Genomic DNA, 22,847 nt, shown 5'->3' with positions numbered 1-22,847 from the left:
GGCACCTAATAAATGGCCCCTCAAATATCGAGCGAGAAACAAGGAAAGCCAACCGTCCTCATTGTTGATGACGCGCCCGCTAACGTCCAAATTCTCGCTCTCATGTTCCGCGATCTTTATCAGGTCAAAGTCGCTACTTCTGGAGCAAAATGTCTGGAAGTCGCTCGTACAGAGCCCCAACCCGAGCTCATTCTACTTGATATCATGATGCCTGATATGGATGGCTTTGAAACCAGCAAGCACTTAAAAGAAGATGAAGAGACGGCTGGCATCCCCGTTATTTTTGTTACAGGCCTTCAAGACTCGCACGATGAAGAAAAAGGCCTTAAGCTAGGCGCCGCCGACTATATTCGTAAACCAGTGAGAGAAGCGATTGCAATCTCGCGCATCAACACACACATCACATTGAAGCAACAGCGCCAAAGGTTAGAAGAGCTTGCGCTCACCGACCAATTAACAGGCCTTTATAACCGGCATTATTTATTAGCCGTAGCTGAACAAAAAGTCGCTAGCGCCAAACGTCATGGCCATCCATTAAGCTTAATGATGGTTGATATTGACCACTTTAAACAAATTAATGATCAGCACGGCCACCCGGTTGGCGACCAGGTTTTAAGTACCTTTGGTGAATTCCTACGCACCCAATACCGAAAGGAAGATCTTGTAGCCGTGCGTTTTGGTGGCGAAGAGTTTGTGGTACTCCTGGAAAACTGCAGCCTTGATCAAGCAACGATGCGCTCGGACCAAATCCGAAAAGATGTAGAAGCACTTAAGCCAGCTGGACTCTTAGTCACAGCGAGTATCGGTGTAGCTGAACTACATCAGGACGAGAATGACTTTCAATCACTACTAGCCCGTGCAGATAAAGCCGTCTATAAAGCAAAATATGACGGGCGAAACTGCGTTAGAGTCAATGACGACTTTTGATTTTCACTTTAAACACTGCTTGATAAGTGCCGTAAAGGCTTGAACTTTCGGGCTAAAGTGGACATCACGATGCGTCACTAACCATATAGTTGAACGCCATGCACTAGGTGCTGGCAGAAGTAGCTGCAGGTCAGTTTTAAGTTCGGCAATTCGACAATCCATCGCCACGATACCCAAACCATTTTCCGCAGCATCCATTAATATATGGTAGTCGCTGGCACTAAAGCTAATCTGTTCCTTCGGGACCATTTCATTTAACCACTTAATACTCGGAATATTATTCATATTCTGGCAAAAATTAAGAAATCGATGTCCCGTAATATCCTCAAGGCTCTGGAGTTTCCCGTACTTACGCAAGTAGGATTCGCTAGCATAAAGAGCCGATTCAGTATACAATAGCTTCTGTACCACATAATCTGGGTCTTGCGGCTGAGCGCCTGGCCGAATACTAATATGCGCCTCACCATATTCAAGTTTAAAAATTCTCGAATCCGCCTGAAACGAAATGTCCACACCAGGGTGTGCTTTGCTGAATACCTCGATAACAGGCATGATCAAGGGACTCAAGGTCGAAACGCTCGTCAGAACCAAAGGCCCTGTTAGCTGCTGGTCTAGCCCATTAATTTTACTGACCATTCGATCAAGACGTTCTTCGACTTTTGCAGCATCTTGAAACAGAATTTCGCCCGCTTCAGTCGGCGTATAGCCGCGAGAATGCCTATGAAATAACTTACAAGCCAAGTGCTCTTCAATCGAGTCAATGTGCCTAAGAACTGTACTGTGATGAACACCTAAAGACTCAGCGGCCTTGCTAAGCGTGCCAAACTTGGCTACTTGATAGGCTATCTGAATATCACTCCAGCTTTTCATACATATCCCCAAACAATCTATATCTGCGCTTAACGTCACCCGCACAAAATTCGCCACTCTGTGCGTATATGCACACCAACTATGCACTCTACCTATTTTCATGCAGTTTTGCATCAGGTTTAATAAAGACAGTTCAATTCATACGCACTTACTTGAAAGGCCGATACCATGAGCTCAGACAGAACTCTTATTACATTTTCTGGAAGTCTACGCAGCAACAGCTACAACCAAAAAGTTGCTAAGCAAGCACAACAAATAGCTTTAGAGCTTGGCTACGATGCTATCAACATTAACTTAGCAGACTACCCTTTGCCGTTGTTTAATGAAGATATTGAAAACACTGAAACGCCCGCTTCACTGAACGACTTAAGGCGCATATTTTCATCACCAACAAGCATTTTAATCGCGAGCCCAGAGTACAACGGATCATTTAGCGCCGCACTGAAGAATACACTGGACTGGTTATCACGCCCTGACAATAGTGACTCCAATGTCTATCAACCACCATTTAACAGATTTACTGTCGCACTAACTGCTGCCAGCCCAGGCAGCCTAGGTGGCTTAAGAGGACTAGGACAACTAAGAGAAGTCATGACAAATTTGGGGAGTTTAGTTATTCCTCAACAACTAGCTATTGGAGCTGCTTACGAAGCATTCAACGAAGAAGGGAAATTAGTAAATCAAGAAACGGTCGATCGCTTAACCGGATTAGTTAAAACCTTACTAGAAACTGACCAGCGACTACAGAAATAGGAACTACAACCTTATGAACTCAAGGATGAGACTATTTTTGGCTCCACTTCCAAGGCAACGGAAAAAATTGAAGCAATTGAAGCTCTAATATCTTGCGCCAAGGTAAGTATATCTGCCTGATTGCCGCCATCGTGATTGACAAGAACAAGAGCTTGCTTGGCATGTACGCCTACAGGCCCTTGCCGCTTCCCTTTCCAACCGGCCTGGTCGATCAACCAGCCTGCCGCCAATTTAAATTCCCCAGTCTCAAGCTGATAACTCACAAGTCCTGGAAACTTCTTCCTTATGCTCTCTTCTTGTTTCGCCGTAACGATCGGGTTTTTGAAAAAGCTACCGGCATTTGGAAGCTCACTCGGTTCAGGTAATTTCGCCTTACGAACAGCAATAATTTTCTCTCTCACCTGAGATACCATTAAGCTTTCCGCGAGCCCCTGAAAGCCCCTCAGCTCACCATAGTCAAGCTTAAAACAAGGTTTACGTGTCAGCCGAAGTGTAATACTAATGATGCAATAACGATTAGGCTCGCGTTTAAATATGCTGTCTCTGTATGAGAACTGGCACTGCTCATTGCTCAACTCACAAAGCGAAAGCGTCTTAGTGTCGAAAGCTTTCACCGAGACAAGAGAGTCTGAAAGTTCCACGCCGTACGCACCGATATTCTGAACGGGTGCTGCACCAACGGTTCCGGGAATATAGGAAAGGTTTTCTAGCCCAACCAAGCCTTGATTTACAGTATCAGCCACCAAGTCATCCCAGATCCTACCTGCTTCAACAACAACAATCACATGATCTGTATCGTCATCATGATAGTGAATTGCGTCAAACAATAAACGTATTACAAGTTTGTCTAGTCTCTCGGGCAAAACCAAATTGGAACCGCCGCCCAGGATAAGCAACTCTGATAGTTCATAGCTTCCACCCTGCAAAAAGAGCACAAGCTCTTGAGCATTGTCAAAGCAAAGTTCTTCGCGAGCAACACAAGGTAAAGCCAGGGTATTCAGGCTCTTTAAATCTGCTCCCAAACGCTTATTCATCAAGGAATGCAACCATTAAGCGAGCGCTTCCTCTGTCAGAGCATTCAGCAAACCTTCACTTGCCGACTCAGCTAAATCAAGCACATGTGAAAAACCGGCAGTGCCACCAAAGTAAGGATCTGGCACTTCACTTTCAGGGCAATCACTGAAGTCTAAAAACAGCTTTAATTTATGCTGAAACTCTTCTGGACACATGGCTTGCAAGTTTTCCAGATTGGCCTTATCCATTGCAATAATATGATCAAAGGCTTCGAAGTCAGAGAAAACCACCTGACGTCCTTGAATTCGGCTTAAGTCATACGAACGGCTTAACGCATGCTTTTGTGTTCGAGGGTCTGGAGCTTTCCCTTCATGCCAACCCGCTGTACCGGCAGAATCCACAAAAAAGTGCTCCTTTAAACCAGCCTGATCAACACGAGACTGAAAAACACCTTGAGCAGTGGGTGAGCGACAGATATTTCCTAAACAAACAAACAGGATCTTATGCATAATTCCCAACTCGACTAAAAAAATTAAGAAAAAGAGAACATCATACCGCTAAAAGGTTTCTAAGATATTGCAGATCTGTTTCAGTATCGACCCCTGGAGGAGGGCTCTCCAAAGCTTGTTCGACATGAATGCTAACACCGTTAGATAAGGCTCTCAATTGCTCTAAACTTTCAAGCTTTTCAGTCATACTCGGCGGCCAATTCACATAAGCATTCAAGAAACCCACTCGGTAGGCATAGATACCGATATGGCGGTAATAGCTAGCGCCATCAGGTATCGCCGTTAAGGCCTTAGGATCTGAAAACTGATCACGACACCATGGTATCGGGGCACGACTAAAATAATTTGCCATACCATTGAGATCAAACACCACTTTTACTGCATTCGGATTAAAAACATCTTCTACTTTGACTATCGACTCACACAAAGTTGCAATGCCGGCACCTGGGGCTAATGACAAGTTCTTAGCAACCTGATTAATCACCTTTGGCGGAATAAGCGGTTCATCACCTTGAACATTGACAACAATATCATCATCTGCCAAAGCAAGTTTGGCAACTACTTCCTGCAGCCTGTCTGTTCCCGAAGGGTGCTCAGCAGAAGTCATCACAACCTTGGAACCAAAGCCCAAAGCGACCTTTTCAATACGCTCATCATCTGTCGCAATAACAACTTCTTCGGCATCTGATAAGCAAGCTTGCTCATAAACCCGCTGAATCATCGGCTTTCCGGCAATATCCAACAGAGGTTTACCCGGCAAACGGGTAGAGGCATAGCGAGCAGGTATAATGACCTTAAAAGACATACGTCCCTCCTTTTCTGTGTGTGTGCTTATTTACCCAGTTTCTCATCAGTTGTAAGAGTCCGCGCTTCAGTCTCAAGCATCACTGGAATGTCATCCTGTATTGGGAACGCCAAAGCATCTACTCGACAGATCAGTTCCTGTTTTTCCTGGTCATATTGCAACTCCCCCTTACAACAAGGGCAAGCCAAAACCGAAAGTAGTTTTTTATCCACGAGAATTTCCTTCTATTTTTTCAATAATCAAATCGGCCAAGTTAGCACTCAGCTCAGCTTCTACAGGCAAGTACCAGGCATCTGACAAACCTAAAGAACGACATTTGACAGCATCTTTCTCCGTCATAATGATCGGAAGCGTTTCCGAAAAGCCAAAATCATCGATAGAGTAAGCATGATGATCTTCGAAGGCATGACGCATAACAATCATACCACTGCGCTCAAGCACCTCAAAGAAGCGTTCCGGGTTGCCAATGGCAGCAACAGCATTTACCGGCTGACCCGACAATTTCTCCAAAGCTAAGGCTTGATTGAGACCATCCTGACCGGGATCAGCCTTCAACGGCAGTAAGTTGCCTGGTCGTAAATCCATTCGAATGTAAGGCTCTGATGAATTCACGCCAGGTAAATCATCAGCACCGTTGATCACCTGAAAGTCCAGCTTCTTCATTCGAGACTGGCTTTCACGCAAAGGCCCCATCGGAAGTAAATATCCATTACCCAAGGCTCTTTGACCATCGTAAACACAAACTTCCACATCACGCTGTAGCGCATTGTGTTGCAAGCCATCATCACTTATAACAACATTACAACCTTGAGCTTCCAGTGCCTGAACTGAGAGCTTTCTATTAGGACTAACAAATACCGGACAATCAAGCGCTTGCTTTAGCATGAGTGGCTCATCACCCACCTCTTCAGGCAAGCTATCGGCTAACACTTCTCGACACTCTGTAGATGGAATTGATGCACCGTACCCTCTGCTGACGATACCAGGCTGATAGCCTCTTTCCTGAAGCGCTTGCACCAAGTATGCAACCAATGGTGACTTTCCAGTCCCGCCGAGCGTAATATTGCCAACCACTATAATGGGTAAACTGGAACGATATGAGGTCTTAAAACCTAAGCGGTATAGCCATGCCCGTATGACCAAAATAAGCATATAGATAAGTGACAGTGGTGCCAGCAGGTATAGCCAAGCAGCACCTTGGTACCAAGCATCGGTTATGCTCGTTGAAGCAGCACGTTGCTGATCCTGACTAGGCATCGTCCGCCAGGTTCATATTGTAAAGTTTGGCGTACTCACCATTTGCAGCCAGAAGTGATTGATGTGTTCCCTGCTCGATTACACGACCTTGGTCCATCACTACAATTTTATCTGCATTTTCTACAGTCGATAGGCGATGCGCGATCACAATTGTTGTACGTCCCTCCATCAATACCTCCAACTCACCTTGAATAGCTTTTTCTGACTCTGTATCCAGGGCTGAGGTCGCCTCATCGAGAATCAACACTGGCGCATCTTTCAGCAAGGCTCGTGCAATAGCGATACGTTGACGCTGCCCACCGGACAACGAGACACCGTTATCGCCAAGCTCTGTATCAAAGCCCAGGTCTTTATCCTCAATAAACGCTAATGCATTAGACTTTCTCGCAGCCTCTTGTACATCCTCGATCGAAGCACCTTCCAAGCCTCCATAGGCAATATTCTTGGTAAAGGTATCGTTGAACAAGGTCACCTGCTGAGTAACCAATGAAATCTGATCTCTAAGAGAACGCAAGGTATAGTCTTCGACTGGCACACCGTCTAAGGTAATGCTGCCAGATTGGGCTTCGTAAAAGCGTGGAATCAGGTTCGCCAGTGTCGACTTACCACTACCGGAGCGGCCGACCAAAGCAACGGTTTCACCAGGCTTGATCGATAAATCAATATTCTTCAGGATCGCTTTATTACTTCCTTCGTAAGCGAAGTTAAGATCACTAATCTCAATCGCACCTTGTACTCTGGCACTTTCGAAGCTTCCTTGATCTTTCTCAGGTTCGGCATCAATCACTGCAAACAAGTCCTTAGCGGCAGCCAAGCCTCGCTGAATCTTTTCATTTACCTGAGTTAACTGACGAATAGGTTTTGCCATGGTCGCTGCCGCGGCAATGATCACCACGAAGCTCCCGGCAGTCATATCGCCACGGACATCTGGAGCGAGCGCTAACCAAACCAAAACCGCGATCGCTAATGCGACTAGAGACTGAATAACCGGTGTACTGATAGCTTTAGTCATTTCAAGCTTCAAAGCTTGCTTTAAGTTATATTCACTAGCCTGATTAAAGCGGTTTGACTCATAGTTCTCCCCACCAAATATGCGCACCACTCGGTATCCCGATACGACCTCCGAGGTTACATGCGTGACATCACCCACTGATGCCATAATACGTTTACTTAACTTACGAAAGCGCTTACTCACATAACTTACTAAGGCACCAATCATTGGACCAATTGCCAAAAAGATTAAGGTCAATTTCCAGTTAGCATTGATCATCACAATAAAAAGGCCGATCACAGTCAAGCCCTCCCGTACAATCACCGTTATTGCATCAGTTGCAGCTGAAGAGACTTGTTGAACGTTGAAGGTAATTCGAGAAATCAAATGTCCCGATGCGTTTGAGTCAAAGTAGTAACTGGGCAGTTTCAAATACCGGTCAAACACTTGGGTGCGTAACCGGTGAACGATATTCTGCCCCACATAAGCTATGTAGTATCCACCCAAGAACCCCCCTATCCCGCGCATTGCAAACAAGGAAAAAATCAGCAAAGGCAGCATCAAGCGATTTTCTTCAGTGGGATTTTCAACGGTGGTAATGACCGTATCCAGAGCTTGAGCCATTAACGCACTCGCACCCGCATAGATAGCGTTACCAATAATACTAAGAATGAAAAAGAATTTTAGTGGCTTTATATAAACCAGCAGACGCTGATAGAGCGCCCAATTTGATTCATTTAATTCAGGAAGGGCTTCCGAATCTTTACTCATAGACTACCAACAAACAAAGGCTGCCAGACAGCAGCCTATTTTGATTTATTCCGCTGCGTTGTGATACTCAACTGCACAAAACCCAACTGCCCAGCAACATCCATCACTCTAACTACATATTCGTGAGAAGTTTTTGCATCAGCCGTAATAATAAACGGAATTTTAGTGTTACCTTCAGACAGTTTCTGAACGGCTTTTTTAAGCGTGTCTTCAGAGTTATTAACCAAGCTGCGATCATTTACCGCATACTCACCTTTGGCATTGATAATCACCTCAATCTCTTTTACAGCTGGCTTCGCCGGCTCTGCACTGGACTGCGGTAAATCAATTTCCAAATGACTCTCTTTGGTGAAGGTGGTAGACACCATGAAGAAAATCAATAACAAGAACACCACATCAATCAGTGGCGTTAAGTCTACTGATACCTCTTCACCGGACTGACGTTTAAAATTCAAGAGCTCTGTTCTCCATCACGTGAAGGTTCACGGTCACCATGGATAACTTCGACCAAGCGTAAAGACTCTTGCTCCATATCTACGACAATCTCATCTACACGGCGTAAGAAATAACGGTGGAAAATTAGAGCAGGAATAGCAACTGTCATACCCGCGGCAGTCGTTATCAATGCTTCAGAAATACCACCCGCTAGAGCAGCGGCATTACCGGCACCTTCTAGCTGCAACTGAGCAAAGACTTTAATCATACCAATAACGGTACCCAACAAGCCCAACAAAGGCGTAATCACAGCAATCGTTCCAAGTGCCGTTAAAAAGCGTTCCATTTCATGCACCACATGACTGGCTTCTTCCTGAATGCTCTCTTTCATGATCTCTCGACCATGACGAGCATTTGCCAAACCAGCTGCAAGAACTCGACCTAGCGGTGCAGCTTCTTTTAACTCTTTCAACTTACGCGAGTTAAGTTCTTTCTTTTTGATAGCAGCCCACAAGTCCTGAACCAAAACCTTTGGTGCCAATCGGCTGACCCGCAAAGTCCAGAAACGCTCAATAATGATTGCCAGCGCCAATACCGAACAAAGCAGCAAAGGAAACATGATTATGCCGCCCGGCTTCAATAAATCTAACACGCAGAAGTCTCCCCAAGTAATTTTCGAACCGCTGTGACCAGCAAAGGTACCCGACTAAATACCAAGCCTAATACTGACGAACAGCAGCTTCTATCATCGCTTATTTTAGTGCCGATACTTTAGCATACTTAGAGATTTAGAAAAGCCCGTTAGTTTTTATTTACACTATCTTCATGTACTGACCAAAAAGTCTCTCGCTCGATGCGTGCCACCGCTACATTTATAGCCTCTCCACCTAACAAAAACCTTAGAGCGCCATGCGAAGCAGTCGATAATACTTCCACTCCCATCAACCTGGATCTTTCCAATACATCTGCATGGGGATGACCAAATCGATTCATATAAGCGGCCGAAATTACCAGAATCTTAGGCTGAACATTTTTTAACAAGGCAATGGATGTCGCATTTGCAGAACCATGGTGACCTGCGATGAGAACGTCAGCCTTCAATGAATCTCGATAGCGCTCTACTAAGTGCATTTCAGCCTCTCCTTCCAAGTCCCCCATGAGCAGAAAACTCTGACCCCGATAGGTAAAACGAAGCACGCAAGAGCGATTATTTGAAGACGCCCCAAATTCTGCCCCAGCCGCAAAAGGGTAAAGAACCTCCAGGCGCCCCCCCGTATACTCCCAAGACATTCCAGCGGCGCAAGGTTTTTCGTTCATTAAGCCCGATACACGACCCGGCTCGCCAGACCACAAGTGCGTAGGCTGCAAATATTCCTCAACGCGCGCAGCTCCGCCCGCATGATCCGCGTCACCATGACTCACTATCAACCCACTAATATTCAGCAACAACTCTTGTTCACGGAAATAGGGGAAAACTGCACTTTCAACCAGAGAATAGCTTCCCAAGGCTAACCCGGTATCATAGAGCCAGTACTGACCGCCCCAGATCAATGCGATAGCCAAACCCTGCCCCGCATCGAAAACCAAGACCTCGGACTTCGGCTCCTTTAGCACTGAAGGCGTGTAGAGCACCAATAACAATACCGCCAGAAACACTGCCCGAAGCAGATAATTGCGAATAAAGAAAACAAAGCTCAAGAATAAAACCGCATAAGCAATTAATAAGACATTGCTTGCCCCAAAAGAAAACTCAGCTAAAAGACCAATTAAAGTTGACAAATACTGAACCAGTAACTCTAAACCAGCATCAGAACAGCTCATCAAGATCTCACCAACTGGCCGACTCAAAAACGAGATACCTAAAGCAACTAAAGATACAGGCAAAACAAACAACGAAACCCAAGGAACGGCAAACATATTTCCTAATAAGCTCGCCAGCCCCTGAACATTGCCGATCAGGGCATTAATAGGAGCGAGGCCGACAATCAAAACCAACTGCAGCAACAACAGTGAACGCCAGCTTGCATCCATATTTAGTGCAAACCGTGACAACAATATAAGCAAAGCCACACAAATAAATGAATACCAAAAGCCAATATTCATGGGCGATAGGGGGTCGAATAAAAGTACCATAAACATTGCGGCACAATAAATCGCCAAATAGTCTCTGCGCCACCGCCCTGATAAAAGCACCAGAGCCAACACAGACATTACCCAAGCCCTGATGGCAGATTCACTCCCGCCAACCATAATGACGTAAGCAAGGCCGAAAAAAGCAACGACTGGCACTCGAAAAGCAGACCAGACCAAGAGCTTATAGAGAAAAAACATCACCAGCCCCACATGCAGGCCCGAGATAGCAAGCAAATGCTGTGTTCCTGTGTACTGCAGAACTCGTGAGTCTCCAGGACTAATTTGCCCCCGATCTCCCAGGATCAGGGCCCTAAGTAGACCTTTATGTTCTTTATCTAGGAGTAAGTTATTGAGATAGTCACCTAAACTCATACGGTATGAATTCAGGCTAGAACGAACTCGGTCCGCCAATGTGAACCCAGCCTCATCTTCAGCACTTTCGAGCACCTCCACAATTCGTCCAATTGCCGAAATTTTTTTATAAAACAGGTACTGTTCGAAAGAGCTGCCGACAAAATTCAAGCTTGCTCGCGGAGGCTTCAAAACAACACTCAACTTGTAGTAGCGCTTCTTTAAATCGAGATTAAGGGTATGAGAAAATGAGAGCCTTACTTTTTTACCCAATATTTTTCCATTATTGTCTGATGCTTCAAGCACACAAAAATCAGCCTTTGAATACAAGTGATAATCCACCGGCACAGAACAAACATAAGCCTCAATAGTTTGACTCCCACTATCGAGAGATCTATCAAGACGCGCTTCCAAGTATTCAGCAATCAGAATGTGAGTAAACAGAAGACCAAGCAAGCAGCTTAAGAGCGGCAAAAATAGACGTGTCTTAACCAAGCCCAAGCAACAAATTGAAAACAAAATATAAATAAAGGCGGGTAACAATTCCCCATAACAATAGAGTATGATAGGGCCCACACAAAATGCGGCCATCAAATAGAACATAAACTCATCCTTGAGCCTGACTACGAAGTGAACTTTTTATGCCAAAAGATCTGATAAAAAAATATCTTCCAGATCCCGACGCAATTCGTGAAAACAAATCCCTTAAGTTCTTGGGACCTCTAGTTCACCAGCCTAACTTATGGCATTTAAACCGCCATTCAGTCACTAAGGCTTTTGCCATTGGCTTATTTTGGGCATGTATCCCTATGCCCTTTCAAATGGTTGCTGCGGCACTGTGTGCGTTGCGTTTCAACGCAAACCTACCGGTTTCCCTGGCCTTAGTGTGGATTAGCAACCCACTTACTATGCCACCTATTTTCTATGCAGAATACTTATTAGGCGCCTGGATTCTTGATATTCCCGCTTCACCTTTCGAGTATGAGCTTTCATTCGAGTGGTTAAAAGACAAACTATATGAAGTCGGTATTCCTATGTATTTTGGCTCTCTCGTAGCCGGCTGCGTACTTGGCGTCACAGGTTATTTCGGCATAGACGCCATTTGGAAACGCGCAACCCTTAGAAAGTGGCACCACCGAGTCGCTGCCAGAAAAGCGAGAAAAGATAACAAGTCCGTTTAAACTGAAGCCTGCTCTGCAGCACTCCAGGGCTTCAACACACCTTCTTCCATGATTAATACTCTGTCCATCTTGTGCGCTAATTGCGTATCATGCGTTACGACAACGAAGCCTGTATCCAGCTCACGCTGCAAGGTCAGCATCACATCTTGGATCTTTCGTGCTGTGGTTTCATCCAAATTTCCCGTCGGCTCATCCATCAATACGCACTTTGGCTGATTGACCAGCGCACGAGCAATGGCAACTCGCTGACGCTCTCCTCCCGACAACTCAGAAGGCTTATGTTTAGCGCGTGCTGACAAGCCCACTAAGTCAAGCAATTCAAGCGCTCGCGCTTCTGCCAAACGCCGTTTCTGGCCAGCAATGAATAAAGGCATAGCAATATTCTCTACCGCCGTAAACTCCGCTAACAAGTGATGAAACTGATAAACAAAGCCCAGATTCTGATTTCTCAACTCTGTTAGGCGCGCCTCTGAGCACTGACTCAAGTCGCTACCACAAAGCCTTACAAGACCTTCGCTCGCTTTATCCAAACCACCCAATATATTCAACAAAGTCGTTTTACCAGAGCCGGAAGCGCCCAATACGCTGACCGACTCCCCCTTGCTAAGGGTGAAGTCTAAATTCTGAAAAATCGAAATTGGCGCAACAGCATCATCATAGTTTTTTGAGATGCCTTTCGCCTCAATAATTACGCCATCATTCATAACGCAAAGCCTCCGCGGGTTGAACTTTGGAAGCCCGCCAAGCCGGGTAAAGTGTTGCTAACAAACTCATAATCAATGCTGTCCCGGAAATAACCAGCACATCATCAAGTAAAAGTTGAGAAGGTAAGTCACTAATAAAATAGACATCCGGGTTGAGAAACTGCATCTTCAGAAGACTCTCTATTCCCTGAATAATATCGCTGACATTCAAAGCGAGTAGCACGCCTAATACGGTGCCGACCAGGGTTCCTACGATCCCGATATAAGCACCTTGCACAACAAATATCCCCATAATCGCCTTGGGGCTCGCCCCCATGGTGCGGAGGATCGCTATGTCAGCTTTCTTATCCGTCACAACCATCACTAAAGTAGAGATAATATTAAAGGCGGCAACCGCAACAATAACCATCAACAATAGGCCAATCATAGTCTTTTCCATGCGAATTGCCTGAAACAGGTTTCCGTGGGTTCTGGTCCAGTCTACGCTATAAAAACCTTCATCCAGGTTCATCGCTATCTGGCGAGCAATATAGGGTGCATCAAACAGGTCATGCATTTTTAAGCGCAAGCCGTGCACTGAACCTTTGATACGTAACATTTTTGCCGCGTCATCCATATGAATCATGGTCAGCGAAGCATCCAGGTCGGCTCCTACACTGAAAATACCTTTTACAACAAAACGCTTTAACCTTGGAAACACACCTGCAGGCGTTAAGGAAGCTTCGGGTAAAACGACAGTGACTTTATCCCCGACATCAACGCGCAATTGCCGGGATAGTATTTCACCGATAATCATGCCGAACTCACCTGATTTCAAATCCTCAAGAGAACCTCGAATCATATGCTCACTGATAATCGAGACCGATGTTTCTTCTTCAGGTAAAACGCCATTCAGCTGAACACCGTGAACTGCACCGTTACGCGTCACCATTCCTTGAGCATTTATAAACGGCGCGGCAGCAAGCACTTTCTCATTTTCAAGTACAGAATCCTGAAGTGTTTGCCAGTCTCGCATATCACTATAAGGTTTAATCACTGCATGCGGCACCATACCCAAGATTCTTTGCTGTAATTCACGATCAAAACCGTTCATAACAGAGAGCACAGTAATAAGTAGAGCCACACCAATTATCAAGCCCACCATCGACGTTAGCGAGATAAATGAAATGAAGTGGTTTTTGCGCTTCGCCGATGTATAACGAAGGCCAATTAAGACAGGATAGAATTTAAACATGGCGCGATTAAACCACAGCCCCCCTAAGCAAACAACACCTTGTTTGTCAGTTCCTTTGCGCGGCATTCACAAAAGCCGCAAATCAATTCAGCGAAGCGAGCATTTCTTTGCTTTAATTAAAGCTATATATCTTTTTAAACCTCTATTTGTTGAAGCAAGCTGTCCCGACTTATGAATGACGATATTGAAACCATTACCGAACTCGCCAATCGACGACAATATTTTCGCGTTGAAAATAAAGCGTCCGTTGACATTGCTCCCAGAGCTGACAATCAAACTGCAGCGGAATGTTTTGAACTAAGCCCCGAGTTTGGTCTGATCTCTGAGTTTCAGCTATTGGATGTTGAATCAAAGCATCTACTCCGAACGCTGACAGATAAAGATAAAAACCTGGGGCAGTTTTTAAAAGTAATGAACAAGAAACTCGACGCCTTATCGAGAGTGCTGGCAATGAACAACCAGCAAAACTCAAATGACAACATTCAAACTGTTAACTTGAGTGAAGGAGGCTTGGCACTTAAGAGTGAGTCGGAATATACCAAAGGGCAAAGCGTCGCAATCAAGCTTATTTTACTACCCAGCTATAGCGGCTTAATACTTGAAGGCGATGTACTTTCATGTCGAGGATCGCAATCACCTTATGAGGTGCATATTGCTTTTACCGATATATCGGAAGCTCACCAGCAGTTGATTGCACGCCATATTATGCGAGTCCAAACCCAAAACAGAGCATCCACCCCCACTTCATAAGTCTATAGATTCTACTATGAGCAATATCAAAGCGATTCAACTTGGCCTTAGCCAACTCAACAAAGTTATTCTAGGCAAAGAGAATGAAATTAAGCTAGCCCTGACCTGCTTGCTTGCTAAAGGCCACCTGCTCATCGAAGACTTGCCTGGCATGGGGAAGACAACATTAGCACACGCTTTAGCAGGAACTTTGGGCTTAAGCTATCAACGCATCCAATTTACCAGCGACCTACTACCTGGTGACTTACTGGGCCTGAATATTTTTAACCGAGAAGACGGTAAGTTCCATTTTCACCCCGGCCCGATATTTTCCAACCTTGTACTCGCTGACGAGATCAATCGTGCCAGCCCTAAAACCCAAAGTGCTCTGCTCGAAGCAATGGAAGAGCGCCAGGTCACACAAGAAGGTGAAACCCGCGCACTCCCTGAGCCCTTTTTCGTCATCGCCACTCAGAACCCTAGCGACCAGTCAGGTACTCACGCGCTGCCAGAGTCACAATTAGACCGATTTATGATGCGCATATCACTAGGTTACCCAAGTGAAGACGCTGAAAAACAACTACTCAAAGGTATTGATCGACGCGCGCTGGCAAATCAATTACAAGCAGTGTTGAACGAGAATACTCTCAGCAAAATTCAAGCTCTAGTATCCAAAGTTCAGTGCTCAGACAGTATCGTCAACTACGTCTACCGGCTGGCAACATTGAGTCGTTTAAAAAGCAATGAAACACACGGTTTATCGCCTCGCGCAAATATATCTCTGATTCAAGCGGCTAAAGCCTGGGCACTTATTGAAGGCAGGGACCATGTTTTACCTGATGATATTCAGGCAGTCTTTCCAAGCGTCGCAGAACACCGCCTGTCTAACGGACAAGCAAAGCAAAGCAACCCTTTGAGCCAAAACATTTTAAAATCTGTTGATATTTTTTAAACTATCCCCATTAACAGTTTATTATTCTGCGAGCCCCTATATCTGTAGCCACGACCTATAGAGCTTGCTGAGCAGCATTTTTGCACAACATTATTTAGTACCAGTTTAAACACTTATCGTTGAAGGACATTTCTCATGAGCGAAGCAAAACACTCCAAAGTCATTATTCTTGGCTCAGGCCCTGCAGGCTATACAGCTGCAGTCTATGCAGCACGCGCCAACCTGAACCCAGTTGTGATTACAGGAATGCAGGCAGGCGGACAATTGACGCAAACAACCGACGTCGATAACTGGCCTGGAGATGCTGAGGGCGTTCAAGGTCCTGAATTAATGCAAAGAATGCAGCAGCATGCCGAGCGCTTCGAAACAGAGGTTATTTATGATCACATCAATAAAGCAGAACTAAGCCAAAAACCTTTTCGCTTAACGGGCGATTCTGGTGAATATACTTGTGACGCACTCATTATCGCCACCGGTGCTTCAGCGATGTATTTGGGCCTAGAGTCCGAAGAAACGTTTGCCGGCAAAGGGGTCAGCGCCTGTGCAACTTGTGACGGATTCTTCTACCGCAACCAGACTGTTTGTGTAGTTGGCGGCGGAAACACTGCCGTTGAAGAAGCGTTGTATCTATCCAATATCGCTAAAGAAGTTATATTGATTCACCGTCGAGACACACTTCGCTCGGAAAAAATTCTTCAAGACAAGCTTTTGGAAAAAGCTGAAAACGGTAATATTCGCATCGAGTGGAACCATACTCTAGAAGAAGTGCTGGGTGACGATGCAGGCGTAACTGGCGTGCGCGTCAAGTCAACCGAATCAGGTGAAGAAAAAGAAATACCAACAATGGGTGTCTTTATTGCTATCGGCCATAAGCCCAACACCGAGCTATTTGATGGCCAACTAGAAATGAATAATGGCTATCTGACCATAAAGTCTGGCCTCGAAGGAGGCGTAACAGGCACTAGCATCCCTGGCGTATTCGCCGCCGGTGATGTAACTGACCAGGTATACCGTCAAGCAATTACTTCAGCTGGCTTTGGTTGTATGGCTGCACTGGATGCAGAAAAGTACATCGACGCATTATAAGTATAACCCCCGGGCGGGTAAGCTTGACGCTTAACCGCCCTGCTCGCCTCAAAGGATATTAAATGGCCAACTTCCCCTGGCTGGATGCGAACGACGACTTCCCTCCCATTGAACAGGCTTTGCGCGACCCAGACGGCTTACTCGCTGCCGGAGGTGACCTTAGCCCTGAACGACTCATTCACGCCTATTCCCGCGGCATATTCCCTTGGTTCTCAGATGATCAGCCTATTCTTTGGTGGAGCCCCGACCCTCGCTGCGTTGTAATTCCTGATGAAGTACATATCTCCAAAAGCCTGAAGAAACACATTCGACAGAAACAGCCCAGGCTCAGCTTCGACCAAGCTTTCCCAGAAGTCATCAGATATTGCGCTCGACTCGATTCCGAGGAAGGCACCTGGATTACCGAAGAAATGGAAGAGGCATATTACGCTCTGCATGAACTAGGCGTTGCTCACTCGGTTGAAGTATGGGAAAACGAAGAACTTGTTGGTGGGCTCTATGGCCTAGCCATTGGCTGCTGTTTTTTCGGTGAATCAATGTTTTCATTAAAGCCCAATGCATCGAAAGTTGCCTTCGCATGTCTAAGCCAACAGCTGCATAAGTGGGGCTACGCTATTATTGACTGCCAAGTTGAAAACCCCCATTTACTAACACTCGGCGCAAAATGCATCGATAGGTCAGATTTTTTATCTATACTTAATAAAAATATTAAACGAAGCCCCTTACATTCCGAGTGGGCATTCGCCAATCAAGGCAACGGATAAAGCCCAAAGCTATGACACAACAACAAGAGCTGGCACTTTACGCGACCCCGGAGCACGATTGCAGCTACCTACCGGGCATGCAAGCAAGCACTGTCTTTGCCGACCCAAAAGTTATCATCGACACGGATACCTATAGCGAACTTTCAGCACAGGGTTTCCGTCGTAGCGGACAACATTATTACCGCCCTCACTGCACTAGCTGCCAAGCTTGCACACCAATACGCGTGTCTGCACCAAACTTTCAAAGAAGCAAAAGTCAGAAAAGGGTGTGGAATAAAAACAGCCAAGTGAAAGGTAAAATTCTTCCAGCTGATTTCCATGAAGACCACTACTTACTATATGAGAAATATATCCACAGCCGTCACGCGGATGGAGATATGTACCCGCCGAGCCGCGACCAATATAGATCGTTCCTGGTAAATGGTCACAGCACAACACAGTTCATAGAATTCTCTGAAGGCGACCATTTACTTGGCATTGCCGTTTGCGACCAACTTAATGACGGCCTTTCGGCCATTTACACGTTCTTTGACCCTGAGCTTTCGGCTAAAAGCCTAGGAACCTACGCCATTCTCTGGCAAGTGGAGGAAGCCAAAAATCGAGAGCTAAGTTACCTGTATTTAGGCTATTTTATTAAGGAATGTAAGAAAATGGCGTACAAAACAAAGTTTTCACCTTTTGAGGCCAGAATTGGTGATCAGTGGTATACAGAAGAACAGCTGATAAACATCAGAGACCAGCTACTGAGTTCTAGCGAATAATCCTCCAGCAACTTCTTTTTAGCCCCTCAAACCCGCCATAAGTGCAATTATTTTACTGATCAATAAACAAACATTTTGCGTAATCCTTCGGATTCAGGCAGAATGTCGCACTTTTCTAATAACGAGCTTTGATTCGAGGTGATAATTAGCCTCTTAAAGTTCAGGCTTGTTGTAACTAAACGCTCAATTATTTATGAGGTTACGCTTTAATGGCGAAAGAAGATGTCATTGAAATGGAAGGGACGATTATAGACACCCTTCCAAACACCATGTTCCGTGTTGAACTAGAAAATGGCCATATTGTAACGGCTCATATTTCTGGCAAGATGCGTAAGAACTATATTCGTATACTGACTGGTGACAAGGTTAAAGTTGAAATGACGCCTTACGACCTAACTAAAGGCCGTATCACCTACAGAGCTCGCTAAATTATTTCGTCTGGGGGCTCGCGCTCATTCGCTTAAGCGAGACTTTATAGTCATAAAAAAAGGGTAAGAACCATGTTCTTACCCTTTTTTTCGTCAATAACAACCCTTAGGCTGGCTCTTGCTCATAATCAAAGACAATCTCATTATCTCGAAGATTAATATGGACATCGCCACCTTCAGCCAAACTACCAAAGAGAATTTCTTCTGCTAACGGTTTCTTGAGGTCTTCCTGAATCAGACGAGCCATTGGTCTAGCACCCATAGTTTCATCATACCCCTTCTCTGCAAGATAGAGCTTCACTTCATCATCAACATGCAGCACAACGTTCTTCGCATCCAGCTGTACTTGTAATTCCATAAGGAACTTGTCGACAACATAGCAAACTGTTTCTCTCGATAATGAAGCAAACGGAATAATGCCATCCAAGCGATTTCTAAACTCTGGCGTAAATACCTTATTCAAAGCTTCCATACCATCTGAAGAATGGTCTTGCTCATTAAAACCAATTGAGCGTCTACTAATTACTTCCGCACCAGCATTGGTTGTCATCACCAACACGACATGCCTAAAGTCAGCTTTGCGGCCATTGTTATCGGTTAAGGTGCCGTGATCCATAACCTGCAACAACAAGTTAAAGACTTCTGGGTGCGCCTTTTCAATCTCATCAAGCAATAAAACGCAGTGAGGATTCTTATTGACCGCTTCGGTCAATAAGCCACCCTGATCATAGCCAACGTACCCAGGAGGCGCACCAATCAAACGACTGACGGTATGTCGCTCCATATACTCCGACATATCAAAGCGAACCAACTCAATACCTAATACAGTTGCTAACTGCTTAGTTACTTCAGTCTTACCAACACCGGTAGGACCAGAGAACAAGAATGCACCATCAGGCTTCTCAGGCGACTTCAAACCGGCGCGAGAAAGCTTGATTGCCGTTGATAAAGACTCGATTGCCTTATCTTGACCAAACACTAGCATTTTAAGATCGCGCTCAATATTCTTAAGCATATCTTTATCAGAACTTGTCACGCTACGAGGAGGAATTCGCGCTATTTTAGCCACCACATCTTCAATATCCTCGACATCAATCAAGTCACAGCGCTGATCAGCTTCTTTCAAACGCTGACTAGCACCCGCCTCGTCTATCACATCGATGGCCTTATCAGGCATATGACGATCAGTAATATAACGTTCAGCCAGCTCTGCTGCGGAGCGCAATGCTTCATCCGTATACTTGAGTTCATGATGTGCTTCAAACTGAGGTTTCAGACCTCGCAGAATTTTTATCGTATCCTCAACATCCGGCTCATTTACATCTATCTTCTGGAATCGACGCGCCAATGCGCTATCTTTTTCGAAGATGCCTCGGAACTCAGTGAACGTAGTCGAACCAATACAACGAATCTCACCAGAACTAAGTAGTGGCTTCAGCAAATTAGATGCATCCATAACGCCACCTGAAGCAGAACCCGCACCAATGATCGTATGAATTTCATCAATAAATAAAATAGCATGATCTCGCTTCTTCAGCTCAGCTAGCAGAGCCTTAAAACGTTTTTCAAAATCACCACGGTATTTGGTTCCTGCTAATAAAGCACCAAGATCTAAAGAATAAACCTCAGCATCAGATATAATTGCTGGAACATTTCCATCAACAATCTGCTTAGCTAAACCTTCAGCTATCGCCGTTTTACCAACACCCGCCTCCCCTACTAACAAGGGGTTATTTTTACGGCGACGCGACAGTATCTGTACAACTCTATCAACCTCTTTCTCGCGACCAATCAGTGGGTCAATGCGACCTAAGCTTGCCTGTTCATTCAAGTTTGATGCATAGCTCTCGAGCGGATTACTCTGGCCTGACTCTTCCATACCTTCTTCAGAAGACGCCTCACCCTCTTGCTCTGGCTCGGAGTCATCGGAAATTTTGGAAATACCATGCGAGATATAATTTACTACATCAATACGCGCGATATTTTGTTTCTTAAGCACATAAACAGCCTGACTTTCTTGTTCACTGAATATAGCTACCAAAACATTCGCGCCAGTAACTTCTTTCTTACCAGAAGACTGAACATGAAATACTGCACGCTGCAAAACTCGCTGAAAGCCCAGAGTAGGCTGAGTTTCTCGCTCTTCATCACTCGCTGGAATAAGTGGTGTAGTCGAGTCTACAAACTCGGTTAACTCCTCTCGAAGCTCCGACAATTCGGTACCACACGCACCCAGCACTTGTAGTGCGGCATCATTGTCGAGCAAAGCCAATAGCAAGTGCTCAACAGTCATAAATTCGTGACGCTTCTCACGGGCGCTTCGAAACGCTTCGTTCAAGGTCAGTTCGAGGTCCTTACTTAACATCTTTCACCCCAGAAATTATTATTAATTCGCTCAATGTGATTACCCATGTAAAACGCAGAACTATATCTATAAAGCTCTAGACTGCTTTGATTTCACACAATAATGGGTGATCACAATCAGCCGAATATTGATTCACCAGCGCCACCTTTGTTTCTGCAATGTCCCGACTGAACACGCCACACACGGCATAACCTTGAGTGTGAACAGCTAACATTACCTGGGTCGCCTTTTCTTCATTCATAGAAAAAAACTTTAATAGCACCTCAACAACAAAGTCCATCGGCGTGTAGTCATCATTTAACATGACAACCTGATACATCGAAGGCTGTTTAAACGCTGGCTTAGCAGGAGCGACAAGCAGATCATCTTCATGACCTGGATCATTTTGCGTTCCTTGAGCTAATACTAGTAGAGAATCTTTAGTTTTACTCATAGTTTGATACGAATTTTTACATTTCTCTTTATTTGGGGGTAGATACGTATTTTGCAACAACTGAGCTTATAAAGAAATCGCATAAAGAAAAACATGAGCAAAACTATCGAAAGAATTACGGCCAGGCATCATATCTTTCGCCCAAATCGCTTGACAGCATTAAGAAAATATTTGACAGTAGCGACTTGATGCGCTTTGCATCGGAATACAAATAAAAATAAAACTTCAGGTGTTTGAACTTTTACATGCCCAAGAACCCAAAAAGGCAGTCTGACATCCTTGAATTCTTTATTCAGGATTGCCAAGACACATAGTTCGAACGCAGGAGACACGGGAGTCGATAATGCCTCAAGGTACAGTAAAGTGGTTCAATAATGCAAAAGGCTATGGGTTCATCATCGAAGACGGTGATAATGAAGATCTTTTTGCTCATTTTTCTTCAATTCAAATGGAAGGCTATAAAACCCTTAAAGCAGGGCAGCCGGTCAACTTTGAAAAGCAGCCAGGCGACAAAGGTTTTCACGCTGTAAATATTACGGCAGTTGAAACGGTTCAACCAAGCTCCGCTGCACATGACGTAGACCATGACGAGTTTATTTCTGTTGAAGAAGCAAATGGTTCTGAGTTTCAGCCTAGCCATCAAGCACCATTGAACACGGAAACAAAAACATCAACAGAGCAAGAAGCCAAAGCAGTTTCAGCTTGAAACTGAGAGCCTGCCCTTCCTCTAGAGATAGCAGGCCTTTAGCCATTTACTCTTAACCCGATTTTATACAAAACCGGGTAAATCACTTGCCATTTATATGGCAGACTTTTTCCTGTCCGCGTATTATGTGGCCATGCCTACTATTTTCCTATTCAACAAGCCTTATCACACACTATCTCAGTTTACTGATAATGAGGGCCGCTCAACGCTTTCAAACTTTATTAAAACCCCCAAAATATACCCCGCCGGCAGACTGGACTACGACTCAGAAGGACTATTGATCTTAACTGGCGATGGGCAAATGCAAGCTCGAATTGCCGACCCGAAACACAAGTTCCCCAAGACCTATTGGGCACAGGTAGAAGGGGAGATTAGCGATGAAGCCCTTAACAAATTGCGTAATGGGGTAACACTTAAAGATGGGCTAACACGTCCAGCTATTGCCGAACGAATTAAAGAGCCCTGCTTGTGGCCGAGAACCCCACCAATAAGGCAGCGCGCAAATGCTCCAACATCCTGGCTGGCATTAACGATCACCGAAGGAAAAAACCGCCAAGTGCGACGAATGACTGCTGAAGTCGGCTTCCCAACACTCCGCCTGATTCGCGCAGCAATTGGCCCCTGGTCTATCGACAACCTACAACCAGGCGAACATAAAAGCCTGGAAGTTCACCTACCTAAGCAACGA

The 22,847-nt window shown here is 45.1% G+C and carries 25 protein-coding genes; 11 read left to right on the top strand and 14 right to left on the bottom strand.

What is annotated here, in order from left to right; translation table 11 throughout:
- Positions 1-12 precede the first annotated feature (12 nt).
- Positions 13-927, top strand: a complete 915-nt coding sequence (locus A3729_RS00205) for a diguanylate cyclase (protein WP_068632930.1) — start codon at positions 13-15, stop codon at positions 925-927.
- Between the two features lie 3 nt (positions 928-930).
- Here A3729_RS00205 and A3729_RS00200 read toward each other — a convergent pair whose 3' ends face one another.
- Positions 931-1,797: a LysR family transcriptional regulator gene (locus A3729_RS00200; protein ID WP_068516301.1), complete on the bottom strand. Its 867-nt coding sequence runs from the start codon at positions 1,795-1,797 to the stop codon at positions 931-933.
- A gap of 168 nt (positions 1,798-1,965) precedes the next feature.
- Between A3729_RS00200 and A3729_RS00195 the strand changes: the two genes are divergently transcribed.
- Positions 1,966-2,550, top strand: coding sequence for an NADPH-dependent FMN reductase (locus A3729_RS00195; protein ID WP_068508909.1), 585 nt, complete (start codon positions 1,966-1,968; stop codon positions 2,548-2,550).
- A gap of 11 nt (positions 2,551-2,561) precedes the next feature.
- Here A3729_RS00195 and murB read toward each other — a convergent pair whose 3' ends face one another.
- From murB to A3729_RS00150, 9 genes are all read right to left on the bottom strand, one after another.
- Positions 2,562-3,584, bottom strand: coding sequence for a UDP-N-acetylmuramate dehydrogenase (gene murB / locus A3729_RS00190; RefSeq protein WP_068632927.1), 1,023 nt, complete (start codon positions 3,582-3,584; stop codon positions 2,562-2,564).
- Positions 3,585-3,599: 15 nt separating this feature from the next.
- Positions 3,600-4,073, bottom strand: coding sequence for a low molecular weight protein-tyrosine-phosphatase (locus A3729_RS00185; protein WP_068632925.1), 474 nt, complete (start codon positions 4,071-4,073; stop codon positions 3,600-3,602).
- A gap of 40 nt (positions 4,074-4,113) precedes the next feature.
- Positions 4,114-4,878: a 3-deoxy-manno-octulosonate cytidylyltransferase gene (gene kdsB, locus A3729_RS00180; protein ID WP_068516295.1), complete on the bottom strand. Its 765-nt coding sequence runs from the start codon at positions 4,876-4,878 to the stop codon at positions 4,114-4,116.
- A gap of 26 nt (positions 4,879-4,904) precedes the next feature.
- Complete coding sequence (locus A3729_RS00175) at positions 4,905-5,090, bottom strand: Trm112 family protein (protein ID WP_068516292.1); 186 nt, start codon at positions 5,088-5,090, stop codon at positions 4,905-4,907.
- The gene (gene lpxK / locus A3729_RS00170; protein ID WP_068632923.1) at positions 5,083-6,135 is read right to left on the bottom strand and encodes a tetraacyldisaccharide 4'-kinase; all 1,053 of its coding nucleotides are present in this window, start codon (positions 6,133-6,135) and stop codon (positions 5,083-5,085) included. Before lpxK ends, A3729_RS00175 begins: the two co-directional genes overlap by 8 nt.
- Positions 6,128-7,897: a lipid A export permease/ATP-binding protein MsbA gene (gene msbA, locus A3729_RS00165; protein WP_068516286.1), complete on the bottom strand. Its 1,770-nt coding sequence runs from the start codon at positions 7,895-7,897 to the stop codon at positions 6,128-6,130. The genes lpxK and msbA overlap by 8 nt, the downstream gene beginning before the upstream one ends.
- 35 nt (positions 7,898-7,932) lie before the next feature.
- Positions 7,933-8,352: a biopolymer transporter ExbD gene (locus A3729_RS00160; RefSeq protein WP_068508176.1), complete on the bottom strand. Its 420-nt coding sequence runs from the start codon at positions 8,350-8,352 to the stop codon at positions 7,933-7,935.
- Positions 8,349-8,984, bottom strand: a complete 636-nt coding sequence (locus tag A3729_RS00155) for a MotA/TolQ/ExbB proton channel family protein (protein ID WP_068508177.1) — start codon at positions 8,982-8,984, stop codon at positions 8,349-8,351. Before A3729_RS00155 ends, A3729_RS00160 begins: the two co-directional genes overlap by 4 nt.
- 149 nt (positions 8,985-9,133) lie before the next feature.
- Positions 9,134-11,407: a DNA internalization-related competence protein ComEC/Rec2 gene (locus A3729_RS00150; protein WP_369820054.1), complete on the bottom strand. Its 2,274-nt coding sequence runs from the start codon at positions 11,405-11,407 to the stop codon at positions 9,134-9,136.
- A gap of 50 nt (positions 11,408-11,457) precedes the next feature.
- On the opposite strand from A3729_RS00150, the gene A3729_RS00145 reads away from it, so the two are divergent.
- Complete coding sequence (locus tag A3729_RS00145; protein WP_068509714.1) at positions 11,458-11,997, top strand: DUF2062 domain-containing protein; 540 nt, start codon at positions 11,458-11,460, stop codon at positions 11,995-11,997.
- On the opposite strand, the gene A3729_RS00140 is transcribed toward A3729_RS00145, so the two are convergent.
- Together A3729_RS00140 and A3729_RS00135 are read right to left on the bottom strand one after the other, a co-directional pair.
- On the bottom strand, positions 11,994-12,701 hold the full coding sequence (locus A3729_RS00140) for an ABC transporter ATP-binding protein (RefSeq protein WP_068516280.1): 708 nt from the start codon (positions 12,699-12,701) through the stop codon (positions 11,994-11,996). The genes A3729_RS00145 and A3729_RS00140 overlap by 4 nt on opposite strands.
- Positions 12,694-13,935, bottom strand: coding sequence for a lipoprotein-releasing ABC transporter permease subunit (locus A3729_RS00135; RefSeq protein WP_068516277.1), 1,242 nt, complete (start codon positions 13,933-13,935; stop codon positions 12,694-12,696). Before A3729_RS00135 ends, A3729_RS00140 begins: the two co-directional genes overlap by 8 nt.
- A gap of 171 nt (positions 13,936-14,106) precedes the next feature.
- Between A3729_RS00135 and A3729_RS00130 the strand changes: the two genes are divergently transcribed.
- The 6 genes from A3729_RS00130 to infA all read left to right on the top strand — a co-directional run bounded on the left by A3729_RS00130 (position 14,107) and on the right by infA (position 18,655).
- Complete coding sequence (locus A3729_RS00130; RefSeq protein WP_082880409.1) at positions 14,107-14,685, top strand: PilZ domain-containing protein; 579 nt, start codon at positions 14,107-14,109, stop codon at positions 14,683-14,685.
- 16 nt (positions 14,686-14,701) lie between these two features.
- Positions 14,702-15,616, top strand: a complete 915-nt coding sequence (locus A3729_RS00125) for a MoxR family ATPase (RefSeq protein ID WP_068516275.1) — start codon at positions 14,702-14,704, stop codon at positions 15,614-15,616.
- Positions 15,617-15,751: 135 nt separating this feature from the next.
- Positions 15,752-16,702, top strand: a complete 951-nt coding sequence (gene trxB, locus A3729_RS00120; RefSeq protein WP_068516272.1) for a thioredoxin-disulfide reductase — start codon at positions 15,752-15,754, stop codon at positions 16,700-16,702.
- Positions 16,703-16,764: 62 nt separating this feature from the next.
- Positions 16,765-17,466: a leucyl/phenylalanyl-tRNA--protein transferase gene (gene aat, locus A3729_RS00115; protein WP_068632920.1), complete on the top strand. Its 702-nt coding sequence runs from the start codon at positions 16,765-16,767 to the stop codon at positions 17,464-17,466.
- A gap of 11 nt (positions 17,467-17,477) precedes the next feature.
- Positions 17,478-18,227 carry an arginyltransferase gene (locus A3729_RS00110; RefSeq protein ID WP_068516266.1) on the top strand — a complete coding sequence of 250 codons (750 nt, stop codon included), beginning with the start codon at positions 17,478-17,480 and terminating at the stop codon, positions 18,225-18,227.
- A gap of 209 nt (positions 18,228-18,436) precedes the next feature.
- Positions 18,437-18,655 (top strand): translation initiation factor IF-1, encoded by a 219-nt coding sequence (gene infA, locus A3729_RS00105; protein WP_068516263.1) that lies wholly within the window; start codon positions 18,437-18,439, stop codon positions 18,653-18,655.
- Positions 18,656-18,761: 106 nt separating this feature from the next.
- Here infA and clpA read toward each other — a convergent pair whose 3' ends face one another.
- Positions 18,762-21,020: an ATP-dependent Clp protease ATP-binding subunit ClpA gene (gene clpA, locus A3729_RS00100; RefSeq protein ID WP_068554912.1), complete on the bottom strand. Its 2,259-nt coding sequence runs from the start codon at positions 21,018-21,020 to the stop codon at positions 18,762-18,764.
- A gap of 76 nt (positions 21,021-21,096) precedes the next feature.
- Complete coding sequence (gene clpS, locus A3729_RS00095; RefSeq protein WP_068516258.1) at positions 21,097-21,453, bottom strand: ATP-dependent Clp protease adapter ClpS; 357 nt, start codon at positions 21,451-21,453, stop codon at positions 21,097-21,099.
- A gap of 343 nt (positions 21,454-21,796) precedes the next feature.
- Here clpS and A3729_RS34310 point away from each other — a divergent pair, with 343 nt between their 5' ends.
- Positions 21,797-22,159: a cold shock domain-containing protein gene (locus tag A3729_RS34310; protein ID WP_082865482.1), complete on the top strand. Its 363-nt coding sequence runs from the start codon at positions 21,797-21,799 to the stop codon at positions 22,157-22,159.
- Positions 22,160-22,292: 133 nt separating this feature from the next.
- The coding region (locus A3729_RS00085) for a pseudouridine synthase (protein ID WP_068632917.1) at positions 22,293-22,847 on the top strand (555 nt) is incomplete at its 3' end.

Source organism: Oleiphilus sp. HI0043 (assembly GCF_001634935.1).
The sequence above is the reverse complement of the archived record's forward strand: the minus strand, read 5'-3'. Positions and strand labels throughout refer to the sequence as shown.